This is a genomic window from Pseudokordiimonas caeni (assembly GCF_026719705.1).
Taxonomy (GTDB): Bacteria; Pseudomonadota; Alphaproteobacteria; order Sphingomonadales; family Kordiimonadaceae; genus Gimibacter; species Gimibacter caeni.
In genome coordinates this window covers 538,529-555,928 of record NZ_JAPPRR010000001.1, presented here as the reverse complement: position 1 = coordinate 555,928, position 17,400 = coordinate 538,529, and the positions used below count along the sequence as shown (strand labels likewise).

16 protein-coding genes are annotated in these 17,400 nt (G+C 62.3%); 4 read left to right on the top strand and 12 right to left on the bottom strand.

What is annotated here, in order from left to right; all coding sequences use genetic code 11:
* Positions 1-31 precede the first annotated feature (31 nt).
* The 5 genes from OU694_RS02350 to OU694_RS02330 all read right to left on the bottom strand — a co-directional run bounded on the left by OU694_RS02350 (position 32) and on the right by OU694_RS02330 (position 6,101).
* The gene (locus tag OU694_RS02350; RefSeq protein ID WP_308909405.1) at positions 32-406 is read right to left on the bottom strand and encodes an AtpZ/AtpI family protein; all 375 of its coding nucleotides are present in this window, start codon (positions 404-406) and stop codon (positions 32-34) included.
* Positions 407-590: 184 nt separating this feature from the next.
* Complete coding sequence (locus tag OU694_RS02345; RefSeq protein ID WP_308909404.1) at positions 591-4,058, bottom strand: chromosome segregation SMC family protein; 3,468 nt, start codon at positions 4,056-4,058, stop codon at positions 591-593.
* Positions 4,059-4,120: 62 nt separating this feature from the next.
* Positions 4,121-4,789 (bottom strand): thioredoxin domain-containing protein, encoded by a 669-nt coding sequence (locus OU694_RS02340; protein WP_308909403.1) that lies wholly within the window; start codon positions 4,787-4,789, stop codon positions 4,121-4,123.
* 127 nt (positions 4,790-4,916) lie between these two features.
* On the bottom strand, positions 4,917-5,525 hold the full coding sequence (locus OU694_RS02335; RefSeq protein ID WP_308909402.1) for a thioredoxin domain-containing protein: 609 nt from the start codon (positions 5,523-5,525) through the stop codon (positions 4,917-4,919).
* Positions 5,526-5,582: 57 nt separating this feature from the next.
* Positions 5,583-6,101, bottom strand: coding sequence for a DUF721 domain-containing protein (locus OU694_RS02330; RefSeq protein ID WP_308909401.1), 519 nt, complete (start codon positions 6,099-6,101; stop codon positions 5,583-5,585).
* 83 nt (positions 6,102-6,184) lie between these two features.
* Here OU694_RS02330 and mutY point away from each other — a divergent pair, with 83 nt between their 5' ends.
* Entirely contained in the window at positions 6,185-7,216 is a 1,032-nt protein-coding gene (gene mutY, locus OU694_RS02325) for an A/G-specific adenine glycosylase (protein ID WP_308909400.1), read from the top strand.
* A gap of 174 nt (positions 7,217-7,390) precedes the next feature.
* On the opposite strand, the gene OU694_RS02320 is transcribed toward mutY, so the two are convergent.
* Together OU694_RS02320 and rnhB are read right to left on the bottom strand one after the other, a co-directional pair.
* Positions 7,391-8,518, bottom strand: a complete 1,128-nt coding sequence (locus OU694_RS02320; RefSeq protein ID WP_308909399.1) for a site-specific DNA-methyltransferase — start codon at positions 8,516-8,518, stop codon at positions 7,391-7,393.
* Positions 8,519-8,647: 129 nt separating this feature from the next.
* The gene (rnhB, locus tag OU694_RS02315; protein WP_308909398.1) at positions 8,648-9,313 is read right to left on the bottom strand and encodes a ribonuclease HII; all 666 of its coding nucleotides are present in this window, start codon (positions 9,311-9,313) and stop codon (positions 8,648-8,650) included.
* Positions 9,314-9,438: 125 nt separating this feature from the next.
* On the opposite strand from rnhB, the gene OU694_RS02310 reads away from it, so the two are divergent.
* Entirely contained in the window at positions 9,439-10,431 is a 993-nt protein-coding gene (locus OU694_RS02310) for a phosphotransferase family protein (RefSeq protein ID WP_308909397.1), read from the top strand.
* Between the two features lie 278 nt (positions 10,432-10,709).
* Here OU694_RS02310 and OU694_RS02305 read toward each other — a convergent pair whose 3' ends face one another.
* Both OU694_RS02305 and OU694_RS02300 read right to left on the bottom strand, forming a co-directional pair.
* A complete protein-coding gene (locus OU694_RS02305) occupies positions 10,710-10,841 on the bottom strand; it encodes a hypothetical protein (protein WP_308909396.1) in 132 nt (43 codons plus the stop codon).
* 213 nt (positions 10,842-11,054) lie between these two features.
* Complete coding sequence (locus tag OU694_RS02300; protein WP_308909395.1) at positions 11,055-12,311, bottom strand: DNA recombination protein RmuC; 1,257 nt, start codon at positions 12,309-12,311, stop codon at positions 11,055-11,057.
* A 115-nt stretch (positions 12,312-12,426) separates the two neighbouring features.
* On the opposite strand from OU694_RS02300, the gene OU694_RS02295 reads away from it, so the two are divergent.
* The gene (locus OU694_RS02295; RefSeq protein WP_308909394.1) at positions 12,427-13,278 is read left to right on the top strand and encodes a phytanoyl-CoA dioxygenase family protein; all 852 of its coding nucleotides are present in this window, start codon (positions 12,427-12,429) and stop codon (positions 13,276-13,278) included.
* On the opposite strand, the gene OU694_RS02290 is transcribed toward OU694_RS02295, so the two are convergent.
* The gene (locus OU694_RS02290; protein ID WP_308909393.1) at positions 13,275-13,820 is read right to left on the bottom strand and encodes a glutathione peroxidase; all 546 of its coding nucleotides are present in this window, start codon (positions 13,818-13,820) and stop codon (positions 13,275-13,277) included. The two genes, OU694_RS02295 and OU694_RS02290, sit on opposite strands and share 4 nt — an antisense overlap.
* 116 nt (positions 13,821-13,936) lie before the next feature.
* Between OU694_RS02290 and OU694_RS02285 the strand changes: the two genes are divergently transcribed.
* Positions 13,937-15,046, top strand: a complete 1,110-nt coding sequence (locus OU694_RS02285; protein WP_308909392.1) for an NADH:flavin oxidoreductase — start codon at positions 13,937-13,939, stop codon at positions 15,044-15,046.
* Here the strand turns inward: OU694_RS02285 and OU694_RS02280 are convergent.
* Together OU694_RS02280 and OU694_RS02275 are read right to left on the bottom strand one after the other, a co-directional pair.
* Positions 15,043-16,161, bottom strand: coding sequence for a PA0069 family radical SAM protein (locus OU694_RS02280; protein ID WP_308909391.1), 1,119 nt, complete (start codon positions 16,159-16,161; stop codon positions 15,043-15,045). The genes OU694_RS02285 and OU694_RS02280 overlap by 4 nt on opposite strands.
* A 64-nt stretch (positions 16,162-16,225) precedes the next feature.
* The gene (locus tag OU694_RS02275) at positions 16,226-17,386 is read right to left on the bottom strand and encodes an EAL domain-containing protein (RefSeq protein ID WP_308909390.1); all 1,161 of its coding nucleotides are present in this window, start codon (positions 17,384-17,386) and stop codon (positions 16,226-16,228) included.
* Positions 17,387-17,400 lie beyond the last annotated feature (14 nt).

Here is a 17,400-nt window from a genome sequence, read left to right as displayed (position 1 = left end):
CCCTGTAATTGGGCGCGGACCAAGAATAAAATCACGCATGGCCGTCATCCGGCCCCTGCAGCTTGATGGCCTCGCGCAAGACGTTGCGGATACCTGCTGCAAACCCGAGTATCAGGAAGACGATCAGGAAAAGCGGTTTTGTCTCAAGCCAGCCATCGATCGCATAACCGATGATGGCACCGACAATCGCCCCGACAACCAGATCAACGCCGATACGGAAGGCAATTCCAAGGGCGTTCGAACGGCTGCCATCCGGTGCCGCGCCGTCCCCTTGCGAATCTGCCGGGTCGTCGCCGCGTGCTTTCCTCAGCCGTTCCTCGAGCGATGAAAGGCGGGCATCCTTGTCTTCGTCAGCCACGTCTTCGCATCCTTCCGATGAGCCAGCCTTGGCCTGCTTCCGGACCATGTTTCGTCCTGCCTTCCCGGACGGGTTGCCGGCAGCCCTGTTCCTAACGAGACAAGGCCGTGAAGGCGCCTGCAACATAGTGGCAGGCATATCCGGTGTCAAGACGCATTAGAAATGTATTAACCAATTGAAATCATTGGAAAACATTTCAATTTCATTACGAACTCACAGCGCGTCCCTGCACTTATCCCGCTTCACGAAGCTCGCTCGCGCGCTCAAGATCGACCGAAACAAGGGTCGAAATGCCCCTTTCCGCCATCGTCACGCCGAAAAGCCGGTTCATCCGGGCCATCGAAACCGCATTGTGGGTCACGATCAGGAAGCGGGTGTTGGTACGCGCCGTCATTTCATCAAGAAGATTGCAGAATCGCTCCACATTCGCGTCATCAAGCGGGGCATCAACCTCATCCAGCACGCAAATGGGGGCCGGATTGGTGATAAAGACCGCAAAAATAAGCGACAGGGCCGTCAGCGCCTGCTCGCCGCCCGAGAGAAGCGACAGCGCCTGCAGGCGTTTGCCCGGCGGGCTCGCGAAAATTTCGAGACCGGCCTCCAGCGGATCGTCGGATTCGGTCAGTTCCAGATGCGCTGCCCCGCCTCCGAACAGGGTGACGAACAATTCACCAAAATGCCGGTTCACCACATCAAAGGCAGCGAGCAGGCGCTCGCGCCCCTCGCGGTTCAGGCTGCCGATGGCGCCGCGCAGGCGGGCGATAGCGGCCTCGAGATCGTCGCGCTCGCCACTCAGGTGCGTCATCTGCACCTCGATTTCTGTCAGTTCCTCATCCGCGCGCAGGTTCACGGCACCGAGACGTTCGCGCTCGCGCTTCAGCGATTCGAACTGGTGTTCGATCACCATCGCGTCCGGCAGGCTGTCCGAGGTCGGTGCCCCCACCTTTTCCAGCACGCTTGCCGGGTCGCACTCGAACCGCTCGCCGATCTGCAGTGCGATATCCTTGCGCTTGGTACCGGCCACCTCGACCGCTGCTTCGGCCCGGATCATGCCTTCGCGCGCCGCGGCGTGGCGTTCCTGAACGCTGCGAAGGGTCCTGTCTTCGTCTGCGAGCGCACGTTCGGCGGCCAGAAGCGCCTCGGCACTTTCGTGGCGGGCGGCTTCGGCCCTCGCCTTGGCGTCCATCAATGCCTGTTCCCGCGCGGCCATTTCTTCGGGCGCGGCCTCCACCGCTGCAAGCTGGGCCCTGGTGGATTCGGCGCGCTCGCCAAGCTCGGCAATCTGGCGAATCGCCCCTTCGGCACGGCTTTCCCATGCCTTCATCTCGGACGCAATGGAAAGGAGCCGCTCGCCCCGCGCCGCCGCCTCACGCCTGAGGCCGTCGTATGTCGCACGGGCAGCTGCAAGCCCGGCCCTCAGCGCTTCCACTTGCGACCGGCGGGAGGCAAGCTCGCCTTCAAGCCCGGCAATATCGGGAAGGTCCGCAAGTTTCGCGTCGATTTCCTCAAGCTGCTTTGCCACATCAGCCGCTTCGCGCTTCAGGCGTTCAGCAGTGTCGGTCAGTGCCGTCAACCGGTTTTCACGGCGGGCCGCCGCTTCCATCGCCGCCATATGGGCGCGGCGTGCGTCAGCAAGGGCCTTCTCCGCTGCCTGCCGCTCGTCGCGGGCGGTACGCTCGGCGTTCCGTGCAGCTTCATGTGTGGCAATCGCTGCTTCGGCGGCCTGAACGGCGGCGGCCATCGCGGTTTCGCGCGCCGCCAGTTCCTTTTCAAGCTCGGCCAGCCGGTTCGCATGCGCCAGCCGCTGCGCTGCGCGGGTCGGGGCACCAGCCTTCACGACAAAGCCGTCAGCCCGCACGAGAAGGCCGTCTTTCGTCACGACCATCTGGCCCGGTTTCAGCGAGGCTACAAGCCCCGCGATATTGCCAAGGCTGGCTTCATCCTCGAGAAGTCCTACGAGCGATAGCCGACGGGTCAGCACATCCGGGCCGGACACATGCGCCATGAGCGGCGATATGCCCACCGGCCAATCGATGCTGGAAAAAGCAGGCGCCGCCAGCCAGTGGCGAGCTGCCGCCGTATCGAGCCCCGCTTCCGCTTCCTCGCCGAGTGCCGCCCCAAGCGCAGCCTCAAAGCCGGGCTCGGCTTTCAGGTCGAACGATACGGGCCGCCCTGCCCCGGCTGCTGGTTCAGCGAGGAGCGAACGGAGGCCAGAGACCTCCGCCGTCAGTGCTTTCAGGGCGCCGGCAAGTTCGGCGCGGGCACTATCTGCCTCGCCGCGCGCGGTGCGCGCTTCCTGCGTGGCTGCTTCAAGCTCGGTGAGCCGTAGGGAAAGGCTGGCGAGCGCTTCCTCCGCCACCGTGATGGCCTTTTCGGCAGCAGTCACACTCGCAGCAGTCTCATCGTCAGCGGCAAGGGCTTCCTTTTCGCGTTCGACGCGGGCGGATTCGGCTTCCAGCTGTTCGCGGCGGCGGTTAATGGCGATCCGGTCGCTTTCAAAACTCGATTTCCGGGCGCGGGTTTCGGCCGTGCGTTCGCTTTCCCTGTCATAATCGGCCTCGGCTGCACTGGCGGCGCGGGCAGCGGCATCAAGCGCCTCGCGGGCGGCCACCTCGCCATCCTTTTCAGCGTCGCGGGCGGCTTCCAGCCGTTCACGTTCGCCCTTCAGGCGCGTCAATGCCTCGGTCGCGTCGCCCCCATTCACTTCCTCGCGGGCGCGGTCAGCGGCAATCTGCTCAAGCGTGGCGCGGAGCGTGGCGGCAGTTTCGCGGCGGCGCTGCAGTTCGGCCGCGAGGTTATCCCGCTCGATCAGCACACGCTGCAAGGCCGCCGCAGTGACGGCATCCGCTTCACGCAGGGCCGGCAAGGTGGCGGCTTTTTCAGCGCTGCGCTCGGTGGCGGCGGCAAGCTCAGCCGAAACGTTCGCGACCTCGGCTTCAGCAGCCCGGAAAGCGCGTTCGAGTTCCAGCACTTCGTCCGCTGCCATTTTCCAGCGCAGGAACAGCAGGCTGCCCTCAGCGCGGCGGATATCGGCCGAAATCTCACGGTAGCGTACCGCCTGCTTGGCTTGCCGCTTCAGTCCCGCGATCTGGCTTTCCATCGCCTGGATCACATCCTGAACGCGGACAAGATTGCCTTCGGCAGCCCTGAGGCGCAGTTCGGCTTCCTTGCGGCGGGTATGGAGGCCCGAGATACCGGCCGCTTCCTCGAGGATCGCGCGACGGTCCTGCGGCTTGGCGTTGATCAGGTTGCCGATCCGGCCCTGGCTGACGAGCGCCGGGCTGTGCGCGCCGGTCGCGGCGTCCGCGAACAACAGCTGCACATCCTTCTGGCGCACATCCTTGCCATTGATGCGGTAAGCGGAGCCCGAATCCCGTTCGATCCGTCGGGTGACCTCGATCAGGTCTTCGTCATTGAAACCGGCGGGGCCGTTTCTATCCCTGTTTTCAAGGACAAGGGTCACCTCGGCCAGATTGCGGGGCGAGCGGCGGTCGGTACCCGCGAAGATCACGTCGTCCATGCCGGAGCCGCGCAAGGATTTGGCGCGGTTCTCGCCCATCACCCAGCGGATGGCTTCCAGAAGATTGGATTTGCCGCAGCCGTTCGGGCCGACAACGCCCGTCAGGCCGGGCTCGATCAGAAGCTCGGTCGGATCGACAAAGGACTTGAACCCCGAAAGCCTGAGCCGCGTGAACTGCATGGGCCAGCAGCCCCTCCCCCTGAAACAGGCCCCGCGCCAAATGACGCGAGGCCCGCAATGCTTTATTTCAGCGCTGCCTCGACAGCTGCTTCAACCGTTTCGCCAAGGTAATTGTCGAGCTTCTTGCCATTGACGAACAGCGTCGGCGTCGAATTCACGCCGAATTCCTTGCTGCCCTCCTGCGTCATTTCCACCAGATGCTTGTGCATGTCGGTGTTGGCGAGGCAGCGGTCGAACTCGGTGCGGCTCATACCGGCGCGGCGGGCAGTGCGGGCGAGCGCGTCAAGGATGGCGCGCTGATCCTGCAAGTGAGCCCATTCGCCCTGCGTTTCGAAGAAGGCCGACATCAGTTTGTGGGTCATTTCCATGTCGCCACAACGCGCCACGGTCGATGCAGCAAGGTCCACCTGATTCATGACGAAGTTCCGGTAAGTGATTTTCACCTTGCCGGTATCCACATATTTTTCCTTGATGGACGGCAGGATATCGTTCGTGAAGAAGGCGCAGTGGCTGCAGGTGAGCGATGCATATTCGACGATCTCGACCGGGGCGTTCGGGTCTCCGTAAACGATAGCCCCCCACGTGCCCTCGGTGGCCTCGGCCGGTGCCGTCACGGCGCTGGCAGCGACCGAATCGCCCCCTTCCGCCTTGTCAGCAGCCCCTTTTTCGGCCTTGTCGCCGCAAGCTGCGAGGGAGAGCGCGATCGCCGCAACGCCCAGAAAACGCTTCATGTCTTTCTCGTCCTTTTATCTTTGGTTTGGCAGCCCGAAGGCCCCTTGATCTTTGCCAATGCGGAACCGTGCGCGAAAGGGTTGCCTTTCGTCAATCCCCATTGGCATCAGCGGCTTCGCGGGGCCGCTACTTGAGGCTGAGCCCAATGGCTGCTTCAATCGATTCCGCCGAATAGTCCGGCAGCACCATCCCGTTCACGATCACGGTGGGGGTTGACCGCACGCCATATAGCTGCGCGCCGCGCTGGGTCATCTCCACAAGGCTTTTGCGCAAGTCAGCGTCCGCCGCGCAGCGGTCGAACTCGGTGCGGTCCATGCCTCCGGCCGCCGCCACCGTGGCAATAGCATCGATCATTGCAGCTTCGCTGCCGACATGGATCCATTTGTCCTGTGAGGCGAAGAAGGCGCTCATCAGCTTGTGACTGCGCTCCATGTCGCCGCAGCGGGCCACAGCGGAAATGGCAAGATCCACCTGATCGCGGATGATATTCCGGTAATGCAGCCGCGCCTTGCCGGTATCCAGATACTTTTCCTTGATGACCGGCAGGATATCATTCGCGAAATGCGCACAGTGGGCGCAGGTGAGCGAGCCATATTCGATTATCTCGATATCGGCCTTGGGATCACCATAAATGATGTCGCCAGTAGTGCTTTTGGGCGCAGCTGCCACGTCTGCGGCCTGGCCCGTGATGGAGAGGAAAAGGGCAATTAGGGTGCCCCCGAGAAGTGCCTTCATCTTACGCTTGTCCCTTGTCTTCAACTTCATCCACGTTGCGCCAAGCCGCCCGCAGGGTCAACCGCCTGCCTTCGGCTTTGGCGTGTTGACCGCAAGGCCCAGTTCATAAAGTGCGGCCCGCAGGGGGCTTGCCTCCCGCCCGCCAACCAGCCGGTCAACCCCCGCCACCGTTTCGGCGGACGGCGGCACCGGCTTTTCATAGCGGCGCTGGTAGCGCGCGGGCAGTGGCCCCTGCACCACTTCCAGTGCAGCCACCGCCTGAAAGCCGAAATAGGCGTTCACCGCCTCGATCACCCGGTGCGCCTGATGGGTCATCAGGGGCGCGAAGGCAGACGGGCAGCGCACCACAAGCGTGCCGCCGGTGCGTTCGCCGCGCCGGAATTTCAGGGCTTGCGGCAGCGTGGCAGCGGCAAGCTCCACCCCGACGATCTGCCCCCAGCGACGCACCACCTCGACACTCGCGAAGCCCTGCCGGCGGACGGCGCGGTCCACAAGCGGTGCGGCCACATCGGCGGCCTTCGCCATCTTCATGCGACGGCGTTGCTTCGGCTCCGGCTTGTCTTTTTTATCGCTCACGTCTTGCCCTCGGGGTTGCGCCCGCTATGCTCGCCCTCCTTGCTACAGGATCAGCGCCCCGCGCTCAAGGAAACCCGCACCCGATGACGCCCGCCTCCCGCCTTCTTGACTGGTACGACCGCCACAGGCGGGACCTGCCCTGGCGCGCGAAGCCCGGCGAGGTTGGCGACGCCTATCATGTGTGGCTATCGGAAGTGATGCTGCAGCAGACGACGGTCGCCACAGTCAAAGGCTATTATGCCGATTTCCTGAAGCGCTGGCCAAAGGTCACCGACCTCGCGAATGCGCCACTTGAAGACGTGCTGAAGGCATGGGCAGGGCTTGGCTACTATGCCCGCGCCCGCAACCTCCATAAATGCGCCGAGGCCGTGGCCCGCGATCACGGTGGCCGCTTCCCGGCAACCGAAGCAGCCCTGCGTGCCCTGCCCGGCGTTGGCGACTATACGGCGGCAGCCGTCGCCGCCATTGCCTTCGGCGAGGCTGCCACGGTGGTGGACGGCAATGTGGAGCGCGTAATAAGCCGCCTTTTCCGCATCGAAACGCCGCTCCCGAAGGGAAAGGCCGAGATCAAGGTAAAAACGGCAACATTGGTGCCCCGTGACCGCCCCGGCGACTTCGCACAAGCCTGCATGGATCTGGGCAGCAGCATCTGCACGCCCAAAAATCCGAAATGCCTCCTCTGCCCGCTGCAGCCCGACTGCGCCGCCCATGCAGCGGGGGAGCCCGAGCGTTTCCCGGTGAAAGCCCCGAAGAAGGAAAAGCCGACCCGCCGCACGGTCGCCTTCATGCCCACGCACAATGGCCATGTCCTGCTGGAGCGCCGCCCGCCCAAAGGCCTGCTCGGCGGCATGCCGGGGCTATATTCAACGCCGTGGGAAGCGCTAGCCGATTTCCCGGATGACTGGGCCGCCCATGCACCCGCGACCGGGGACTGGCAGCTACTGGATGGCATCGCCCGCCACACCTTCACTCATTTCCATCTGGAAACCCGGGTAGCAGCGGCGGAGATATCCGGGCGCATCAACCTCCCGAACGGCGAATGGGTGCGGATCGAGGATCTGGACGAAGCCGGCCTGCCGACCGTGTTTGTGAAGATGGTGGGCCTTTACCCATAAAAAATGGACGCCCCCATGGGCATGAGGGGCGTCCAACGGAGGGGTCGGGGCGGGCAAGCCCCTTCCCAAGGAGTCCGCCATCCTGCGCGGGATGTGAGGATGGCGAGGGCGCCCGCCGCAACACTGGCAGGCAACTGGCTGTCCGGGCCGGCGTGTGGCAGGCCCGGAGCTGTCTCAGTGCATTTCCGCCCAGATTTGCTGGCGGAACACGTCAATCGGGTAAAGCTGGCCCTTCTTTTCAACGTGCCAGAAGGTCCAGCCGTTGCAGGCCGGTGCGCCTTGCACGCTCGCGCCCACCTGGTGGATCGAGCCTTTGCTGTCGGCCGCCACCAGCGTGCCGTCGGTGCGCACACGGGCGGCGAAACGGCGGTGGCTGTCGTAAAGCGTGGTGCCGGGCGTAATCATGCCGCGCTCGACAAGGGTGCCGAAGGGCACACGCGGCTGGGCGCGCTTGCCTTCGTTATAGCCAAGGGCTTCGGCGTCGGCGGGGGAGGCTTCTGCGATGCGGGCCTGCGCCACCCGGATATAGTCGGTTTCGCGCTCGATACCGATGAAGTGACGGCCCAGCTTCTTGGCAACTGCACCCGTGGTACCGGTGCCGAAGAAGGGATCAAGGATCACATCACCCGGTTTGGTCGAGGACATCAGCACGCGGTACAGAAGCGCTTCGGGCTTCTGGGTAGCATGGGCCTTCTTCTCGCCGTCCTTCAGGCGTTCCTTGCCCGAACAGATCGGGATCACCCAATCCGAGCGCATCTGCGTGTCGTCATTCATCGACTTCATCGCATCATAGTTGAAGGTGTAGCCGCCCTTGTCGGCCGACTTGGCGGCCCAGATGAGCGTTTCATGGGCGTTCGTGAAGCGGGTGCCGCGGAAGTTCGGCATCGGGTTCGACTTGCGCCAGATGATATCGTTCAGGATCCAGAAATCCTGGTTCTGCAGCTCGGCGCCCACACGGAAGATATTGTGATAGCTGCCGATCACCCAGATGGTGCCCGTATCCTTCAGCACGCGGCGGGCAGCGGCCAGCCAGCGGGTGGTGAAGTCGTCGTAAGCCGAGAAGCTCGAAAACTTGTCCCAGGCATCATGAACGCCATCGACCTTCGAATTGTCCGGCCGGTGCAGCGTGTCCTTGAGCTGCATATTGTAGGGCGGATCGGCAAAGATCACGTCCACCGATTTCTCGGGCAGCGCGTTCATCACCTCGATGCAGTCACCCTGGACAATACGGTCCAGCGGAAGGTTCATTGCGGATGCGGAACCCTTTGCTGCAGCCTTTGCAGCATTCTTCGTCTCAGCCATGTCATTTCTCCGTCCCGAGCCTTGATGCGGATAGGGCCTTATGGCCTCTCGGTCGTTGCCTCCGCATCGCTCTGTGAGACGGACTATGAGTCGGAATCGATTCGGCGTCAATCGATTCTTACACGTGAATCAATCAGTTAAGGTATTTTGTTGATGTAAAATATCGCGAATCGGCGCGAAGGATTTCCGGTGAAATGGGGTCACGCCCACAAGTTTTAGAGCCTCAAGATGGACCGGCACACCATATCCTGCGTTTCGGTCCCAACCGTATTCGGGGTGTTTTTCGGCCAGATTTTTCATCAGTTCGTCACGAAAAACTTTTGCGACAATCGATGCTGCGGCGATCGAAAGGGACCTCGCATCTCCCTTCACGAGGGTCTCGGTGGTGATGCCAATGAGGGGGTCGCGGTTGCCATCGACAAGTGCGCCGAGGGGGCGAACGGCGAGCCCGGCGACCGCCCGCCGCATGGCGAGCATCGCAGCTTCGAGGATATTGATCGTATCGATCTCCTCAACGCTCGCCTCCGCGATTGAAACCGCGAGCGCCACTTCGCGGATTTCAGCGGCCAGCCTTACACGCGCTTTTTCGGTGAGCTTCTTGCTGTCATTGAGCCCCACCGGCACGCGGACGGGATCAAGGATCACGGCAGCCGCGACCACGGGGCCGGCAAGCGGCCCGCGCCCGACCTCATCAACGCCGCAAACAAGCCCGCCAAGCTCCGCCATCATCCGTTCCTCGGCGCGCCAGTCGGGGCCGGCGGAAAGATCGATCCCGGCATGATCAAACAGCGTCATAATTTCTCCCGATTTGGCGTCAAAATTTTAGCTATCACTACCGGATGGCAGCCGCCCTCCGCTATGATAGAAAAAAGAATGGTAGCGAGTGACGCATCATGCAACAGGCAAGGACACTGACCGGTATGACCTCCCCCATCCCCGGCCATATCGAAGAGGCGGCGCGCGCTATCCTCGGCGACCGTTTCGGCGGCACGGACTGGGACGTAAAAGACCGGCGGATTGCCTCCCGCAAGTGCGATCTCTATTTTCTCGATTCAAAGGCCGAGAAGCGCATCGTGGTGCTGAAAAGCTACCGTGATGACGTGGGCCTTGGCGGCGCCTTTCCAGCCCAGCGCGATGCCCTGCTGAAATATCATCCGCTGATGAAAGGCACCGACAGCGGCTTCATGGTACCGGAACTTTATGGCCATGACGATGCCCAGCGCCTTCTGGTGATGGAATGGGTGGAGGCACCGACGCTGACGAAGGTGCTGGTGCTCAACCTTGTCAATCGCTGGCGCCAGTTCGAGGCGATCAAGCTGACGGGCGGCTGGCTCCGCCGTTTCCATCAGGCGGCCCGCACCGAATTGAAGCCCTTTGATGCCGATCATTTCCGCGCGCTCATTGCCCGCCGCGCCGATCAGCATGCCGATGCCGCCAAGCGGTTGGCGCGCGACAGTGTGTTTCAGGCCGGCATGGAACGGTTCGAGGAGGGCTCTGCAGCCCTTGACGGCCGCATGGGGCGACACACGATGAGCCACGGCGACTTCACCCCGAGCAATATCCTGATCAGCCCGCGCCGGGTGATCGGCATCGATATCTGGGGCCGCAAGCAGGTGCCCATCTGCACCGACATGGCCCGCATGATCACCTATCTCTTGACCACCGACCTGTTGCCGCTCCGCGCCCGGTTCCAGCCGATGCCGGTGGAGGAGCGCCCCTGGTGGCGCGCCTTCGTCAACGGTTACGGCCCCGACCTGTTCCCGGACGGCGATATCCTGAAGCATCTGATCCTGTTCCAGACGCTGGCGCGCTGGCTGACGCTTGAGGACCGCATCCACGAGCGCGACAAGCCGTTCGACAACTGGCGCGCTGCAGGCCTCCGGCTGCTTGTCCGCTCGCTCGTCGAGGCCTGATCCCTACATCTATCTGCGCTGCACAAAAGAAAAGCGCCTCCCGGGAAATGGAGGCGCTGTTCAAGTGGGGTGGTATGGATAGGCTCAGAAGGCTTCCCCGGAGGGAAGCTGTACTCAAAACGAATTGGAGGCGGCCGGTCCGGCACGGCAGTGCGAAGGCTATGGGGGACGCTGCCTTGGCAAAGACATCCCGCAGCCGGAACCGGCCTTCGACGTTGACGGACTTTCCTCAGTTCAGGGGGCTAGGGGCAGAAGCCCGTCACGTTCGAATGAATGGTTCAGGCGGCGATCCGCGCCATCCGCACATTGCGGCGGCGGCGGCGTGCAACACGCACATCCATCATCGGCACACTGCTCGGGGCAGTACGGGTGCTCGACGGTCTCGAAACGGTCATAAGTTCGGTAAACATGTTTATATCCTCGCTGTATATGGAAGGACCGCCCGTTTTGGGTCTGGTCACCTTCACTGTTGCTGTCGTCGTTATATGGGCCGTTTTTATTTGGTGGCCCTTTTGTACTCGTTTGTACTCGGTACACAGCCTATATATGGCAGGCTTCATTTGTCTTCAAGAAGCCCCACCGCAAAAATCGCACGCTTTATCGCAATTGGGCCTGCATAGCAGCTATTCACTTTCGTCATGGCTGCCGAGAAGGGCCGTTGTCTGACTTTCATCAAGCGTTTCGACGCTCTTGAGCGCGCGAAGCATCTGGCGCCGCCGTACATCCAGTTTCTCAACATGGTTCTGTGCGGTTGAGAGACTTTTGGCGAGCGACCCCACCTGCTCGCCGTAACGGTCGAACTCGCCCTTCACCGCGCCCAGCACCTGCCACACTTCGCTCGCACGCTCGGCCAGTGCCACCTGTTTGAACTGCATGCGGAAGGTAGAGAGGAGCACCTGGAAGTTGGTGGGGCCCGCGACCGTCACTTTCAGGTCGCGCTGCAGGGCCTCGAAAAGGCCGGGGCGGCGCAACACTTCGGCATAAAGCCCTTCGGTCGGCACAAACAGGATCGCCCAGTCGGTCGTGTGGGGCGGGTTGATATATTTGTCCGAAATATCCTTGGCGAAGCGGCGGATGGCCCGCTCGATAGCGGTGCCTGCCACATCAATCGCATCCTTGTCGCCGATCTCGACGGCAGCCAGAAGGCGTTCGTAATCCTCGGTCGGGAATTTGGCATCCACCGGCAGGAACACATCCTGCGCCGTGCCCGGCACCTTGATGCCGAACTCCACCCGCTCCCCACCCGAGCGCTTGCCGCAATCGAAATTCGCCAGAAACTGGTCCGGCGTCAGGAAATCATGGATCAGCAGCTCCAGCTGCACCTCGCCGAACGTGCCGCGGGATTTGACGTTGGTCAGTACCCGCTTCAGGTCGCCCACCCCGGTCGCCAGCTTCTGCATCTCGCCAAGGCCCGCATGCACGGCCTCCAGCCGCTCGGACACTGTCTTGAAGCTTTCCGAAAGGCGGCGCTCCAGCGTTGTCTGCAGCTTTTCGTCGACCGTCTTGCGCATTTCCTCAAGCTTGGCGCTGTTCTCCGCGCGAAGCTCGGCCATCTTTTGATCCAGCTTGTCGCGAAAATCGGTTTGCGCCTGATTGGCCTCCGCCCCCATGCGGCGGATCTGCTCGGCAAGATTGGCGACGGCTTTCGAGATTTCATCGCGGTTGGCGCGGAATTCATCGCGGATCGCCGCTTCGCGCCGGTCGGCCTGCACGCCCATATCGGTGAGCCGCGTATCCAGCCGGATCAGCGCCGCCGGGTCACCCGCATCGGCCACCTGTTCGCCAAGGCTTGAAAGCTTGCGGATCACGGTAACAAGAAGGAGCAGCAGAAGGACAACAAGCCCGCCCGTGACAATCGGCAGTAGTTCCGTGATGCTCATCGATGCTCCCCTTTTGTTCTCCTCTCCGAGTAGGCTGAATGGGAGACAAGATCAAGCCCTTCGCTTGACGGATTTCGCGCCGCGTGCTTCTTCTCGGGCGATAGGAGACACGACCATGACCCTGCCCCGCTTCGACGCCCGCAATTTTGCCGCCGCCACGCCTGAGATGATCGCCGCTTTCGCGCGCGACGGTGTGCTGGTGCTGGAAAATTATGCAAGCGTGGCCGAGTGCGATGCCATGAAGACGCGGATGGCGGAAATCACCACGGGCTTCGACCCCGATGCCCACCGCACGGTCTTTTCGGCGACAGCGGACGAGCCCTCTCGGGACCGCTATTTCCTCGATAGCGCCACCGACATTCGCTTTTTCTTCGAAGCCGGGGCGCTTGATACCCAAGGCAATCTCACCCGCCCGCTGAATGTGGCTATCAACAAGGTGGGCCATGCGCTCCACACGCTTGATCCCGTTTTCAGCGCCTTTTCGAACAGCGAAAAGATGATGGGGCTCGCGAAGGCGCTTGGCCACGTACAGCCTGATCCGGTGCAGTCGATGTATATCTTCAAACAGCCGGAAATCGGCGGCGAGGTGGTGTGCCACCAGGATGCCACTTACCTCTGGACCGAACCGCAAAGCGTGCTCGGCTTCTGGCTGGCGGTCGAGGATGCCACAGAAGAAAACGGCTGCATGTGGGCTATCCCCGGCGCGCATGTGGGCGATGCACCGAAGGAACGCTTCCGTCGCACCGGCGACACCGGCACCTATACTGAAACGCTGGATGCCACGCCGTTCGAGGAAGAAAAAAAGGTCCCCCTCGCTGTGCCGAAAGGGACCCTCATTGTGCTTCACGGGCTTCTGCCGCACCTTTCGGGGCCAAATCTTTCGCCCCGCTCGCGGCACGCCTATACCGTTCATGTGGTCGACGGGGCAGCGCACTACCCGGCCGACAACTGGTTGCAGCGCGCCTAGTTCAGCGCTTTTTCCACCGCCGCCTTAAGCTCGGCGCTATCCGGTTCCACCTTGCTGCCGAACCATGCAACCGTGTGGCCATCGCGGCCGATCAGATATTTGTGGAAGTTCCATTTGGGGCGGCTTTCCTCGCCCTGCTCCTCGGCCATCCAGTTATAGAAGTCGGCGGTGCCTTCCGAACCATTGACGACCATCTTTTTGGTCATCGGGAAATTGACCGCAAAATTCACCTTGCAGAAATTCTTGATGTTGCGCTCCGAGCCCGGCTCCTGATCGCCGAAATCGTTGGCGGGCACACCCAGCACCACAAGGCCCTTGTCCTTGTATTCGTCATAAAGCTTCTGCAGGCCTTCATACTGCGGGGTGAAGCCGCAATAGGATGCGGTGTTCACCACCAGCACCGCCTTGCCCTTGTAAGCTTCCATCGGCATGTCGGTATAGTCGATGGAGGTCAGCGTGAAGTCCCACGCGGTCTTTTCCGCAGCGATGGCAGCGCCCGCGATCACAAATGCGACAGCTACCCCTAGACATTTCCTGAACATGGCCCAATTCTCCCTTGGTGATATGTCTTTCAACCTAGCTCCCCGCGGCCGGTTGGACAACGGTTGGCCTGAAGGCTGGCCCGGCCGCTGACGCATTTGTGAAGATCGGAAATCTTATGACCCATTCAACCGACGCCCTTTTCACCCCGTTCAAAAGCGAAAAGCTGGAACTGAAGAACCGCGTGGTGATGGCGCCGATGACCCGCACCTATTCGCCGGGCAACGTGCCGAACGATATGAACGTGGCCTATTACGAGCGCCGCGCAAAGGGCGATGTTGGCCTTATCATCACAGAAGGTACCTGTATTGGCCATCCGGCGGCGAGCGGCTACCCGAACGTGCCCTTCATCTATGGCGACAAGGCCCTCGCCGGCTGGAAGAAGGTGGTGGACGCCGTGCACGCCGCGGGCGGCAAGATCGCCCCTCAGCTCTGGCATGTGGGATCGGTACGCAAGGAAGGGATCGAACCCGATCCGACCGTACCGGGCTACGGCCCTTCTGGCATGGTGGCAAAGGGCAAGAAGCGCTGCCACGAGATGACCGAGCAGGATATCGAAGACGTGATCAACGCCTTCGCGCAAGGGGCGGAAGACGCCAAGCGCATCGGCTTTGACGCTGTCGAGATCCACGGCGCGCACGGCTATCTTGTCGATCAGTTCTTCTGGGGCGACCTTAACGAACGTACCGACAAATGGGGCGGCGACTATGTAGCCCGCACCCGTTTCGCGGCCGAGATCGTGAAGGCCATCCGCGCCCGCGTTGGTGCCGATTTCCCGATCATCCTGCGCTGGTCGCAGTGGAAACAGCAGGATTATGCCGCCCGCCTCGTGGTGACGCCCGCGGAGCTCGAAGCCTTCCTCGCCCCGCTCACCGACGCAGGCGTCGATATCTTCCACTGCTCCACCCGCCGCTTCTGGGAGCCGGAGTTTGAAGGCAGCGACCTCAACCTCGCCGGCTGGACCAAGAAGATCACCGGCAAGCCGACGATCACCGTCGGTAGCGTCGGTCTTGATGGGGGCTTCATCGATGAAAACGCCAAGGGCTTTGCGAATGCGGCACCTGCCAGCCTCGACAAACTGATGGACCGGCTGGCGCACAACGAGTTCGATCTCGTCGCTGTCGGCCGCGCCCTTATCGCCAACCCGGACTGGGCGAAAACAGTACGTGAAGGCGCCTATGACAGCCTCGCCGCGTTCGACAAGGCCAAGCTTGGCGAACTGGTCTAACCGAAAAGATCCATCTGGCCGCCCCTCGCCGGTTTGAGGGGCGGCTCGAAGGCACTCGTATCCAGCCGGATGCGATCCTTGTTATAGCCGAAACGCTTGCACATCAGCGCGAAACGCTGGCGCAACAGTTCGGCCTCCAGCCCCTCGCCCTTCATGCGGTTGCCGAAACGCGGGTCATTGAGCCGCCCGCCCCGCATGGCTGCAAGGCGCGACAGCACCCTGTCCTTGCGATCCGGATAGTTGGCTTCCAGCCATTCCTCGAAAAGCCCGGCGACCTCGAGCGGCAGCCGCACAAGGATATAACCAGCCGCACGCGCCCCCGCATGGGCAGCGGCGGCCAACACCCGTTCCATCTCGTGATCGTTAATGGCCGGGATCACCGGCGCCATCATCACGCCCGTGGGCACGCCGGCATCAGTGAGCAGCCTGATCGCATCCAGCCGGCGCTGCGGCGTCGCGGCACGGGGCTCCAGCGTGCGGGCAAGCTTCGGGTCGAGGGTTGTGACCGACAGCGCCACTTTCACCAGATTGCGTTCCGCCATGCGCGACAGGAGATCGATATCGCGCACCACAAGGCGGGATTTGGTAACGATGGTGACCGGATGACTGGCTTTGTCGAGCACCTCCAGAAGCGCGCGGGTGATACCCCGCTCCCGCTCGATCGGCTGATAGGGGTCGGTGTTCGTCCCCATCGCGATGGGCGCGGGCTCATAGCCTTTCTTCGCAAGTTCTGCTTTCAGGAGGTCGGCAGCATCGGGCTTGGCGAACAGCTTTGTCTCGAAATCGAGGCCGGCCGACAGGCCATGATAGGTGTGGGTCGGTCGCGCAAAACAATAAACACAGCCATGCTCGCACCCCCGATAAGGGTTGATCGACCGGTCAAAAGGAATGTCCGGCGAGGCATTCTTCGTGATGATATGTCTGGGGTGCTCGTCCGTGACCTCGGTCCGAAGTTTTGGCTGTTCTTCCAGCGCTTCAAGGTCGGCCCTGACCGGCCCCCAGCCATCATCCGCAATGCTTTTCGCGAAGCGCTCGAACCGGCCGGAGCGGTTGCTCACAGCACCACGCCCCCGCAACATCTCTGCGCGGACAGTCGGATCGCCGGATATGGCCATGCTCTGTCTCATGCCTTTTTATATAGCATAAGAACAAAACAGGAACAATGGCAGATTTCAGCGACTACTGACGGTCAAGGAGTTCCAGAAACTCGGTGCCGACCATCGGCTGTCCAAGGAGGAAGCCCTGCCCGACATCGGCGCCGAGCCCCGCCACCAGATCGCGCGTGGCCGCGTCCTCGATCCCCTCGCAGGTGCAAACGAGGCCGAGCTTGTGGATCACACCGATGGCACCTTCCAGCACGGTGCGCGCCGGGCCTTCATCCACCGCCGTGCGGGTGAAGCGGCGGTCCACCACGATTTCCTCGAACTTCACTTCGGAAAGCTTCATGAGCGAGGCGAGGCCAGTGCCAAAGTCATCCAGCGCCAGCGGGAAGCCCCGGCCGTTCAGGCGCTGCATGGAATCCTTGAGCGGCGAGTCATCCCAGTTGATCTCGCTTTCGGTGATCTCCAGCTGGATCAGGTGCGGCGGCACCTTGTGAACGGCAGCGAGGTTTGTCACCACATCCACAAAGTCGCTGCGGCGCAGGTTTTCGGTCGATACATTGACCGAAACTTTCAATTCCATTCCCATCTGCACCCACAGGCCAAGCTCGGCAACAACAAGCTCCAGCATCCGGTGCGCCAGCACATCCATATAGCCGCGCTGACGGGCAAGCCGCAGCACTGCGCCTGCCCCCAGAATGCCGCCCGAAGGCCCCCGCCAGCGGGCGAAGGCCTCAGCCCCCACGATCCGCCCGGTTTTCAAGTCGACCTTCGGCTGGTAGGCGGCCACGAGCCCGTCCGTCATCAGCCCGCGCAGAAATTCCGCTTCTGAAAGGATCGCCGCACTCCCTGCCCGTTCGGGTTCCTCGGTCAGGCTGACGCCTTCCAGAAGCCGCGCGATATCGCTCGCCCGGATGGGGCTCACGAGAATGCCGACAAGATTGACGCTGAGCGCGGTGGCCAGATCGCGCGCCGCACGCGCACGGGCCGTGTTCATGTCCCCAAAGATCAGCACCCCGGCACAAAGCGGCGCGGCAGCGGCGAGCCGGATGACGGAATCGACCTCCACGCCGGGCGTATCAAGGTCCGCAACAATGAAATCGAACGTCTCGGTGGAGATGATATCCCGCGCTGAGACCATGTCGGGCACAGTGGCGACGAGCGTCTTGCGCTTGGCTTCCACCGCCGTGAGCGCGGGGGCGTAAGCCGTTCCGCCGATCAGCAAGACCCGTCTGTTCATCTCCGCTCCTTCCT

Bases quoted from the DNA above. Each gene is read 5' to 3' on its own strand.
- OU694_RS02350 (WP_308909405.1), bottom strand. From the start codon at position 406: ATGGTCCGGAAGCAGGCCAAGGCTGGCTCATCGGAAGGATGCGAAGAC.
- OU694_RS02345 (WP_308909404.1), bottom strand. From the start codon at position 4,058: ATGCAGTTCACGCGGCTCAGGCTTTCGGGGTTCAAGTCCTTTGTCGAT.
- OU694_RS02340 (WP_308909403.1), bottom strand. From the start codon at position 4,789: ATGAAGCGTTTTCTGGGCGTTGCGGCGATCGCGCTCTCCCTCGCAGCT.
- OU694_RS02335 (WP_308909402.1), bottom strand. From the start codon at position 5,525: ATGAAGGCACTTCTCGGGGGCACCCTAATTGCCCTTTTCCTCTCCATC.
- mutY (WP_308909400.1), top strand. From the start codon at position 6,185: ATGACGCCCGCCTCCCGCCTTCTTGACTGGTACGACCGCCACAGGCGG.
- OU694_RS02320 (WP_308909399.1), bottom strand. From the start codon at position 8,518: ATGGCTGAGACGAAGAATGCTGCAAAGGCTGCAGCAAAGGGTTCCGCA.
- rnhB (WP_308909398.1), bottom strand. From the start codon at position 9,313: ATGACGCTGTTTGATCATGCCGGGATCGATCTTTCCGCCGGCCCCGAC.
- OU694_RS02310 (WP_308909397.1), top strand. From the start codon at position 9,439: ATGACCTCCCCCATCCCCGGCCATATCGAAGAGGCGGCGCGCGCTATC.
- OU694_RS02305 (WP_308909396.1), bottom strand. From the start codon at position 10,841: ATGTTTACCGAACTTATGACCGTTTCGAGACCGTCGAGCACCCGTACT.
- OU694_RS02300 (WP_308909395.1), bottom strand. From the start codon at position 12,311: ATGAGCATCACGGAACTACTGCCGATTGTCACGGGCGGGCTTGTTGTC.
- OU694_RS02295 (WP_308909394.1), top strand. From the start codon at position 12,427: ATGACCCTGCCCCGCTTCGACGCCCGCAATTTTGCCGCCGCCACGCCT.
- OU694_RS02290 (WP_308909393.1), bottom strand. From the start codon at position 13,820: ATGTTCAGGAAATGTCTAGGGGTAGCTGTCGCATTTGTGATCGCGGGC.
- OU694_RS02285 (WP_308909392.1), top strand. From the start codon at position 13,937: ATGACCCATTCAACCGACGCCCTTTTCACCCCGTTCAAAAGCGAAAAG.
- OU694_RS02280 (WP_308909391.1), bottom strand. From the start codon at position 16,161: ATGGCCATATCCGGCGATCCGACTGTCCGCGCAGAGATGTTGCGGGGG.
- OU694_RS02275 (WP_308909390.1), bottom strand. From the start codon at position 17,386: ATGAACAGACGGGTCTTGCTGATCGGCGGAACGGCTTACGCCCCCGCG.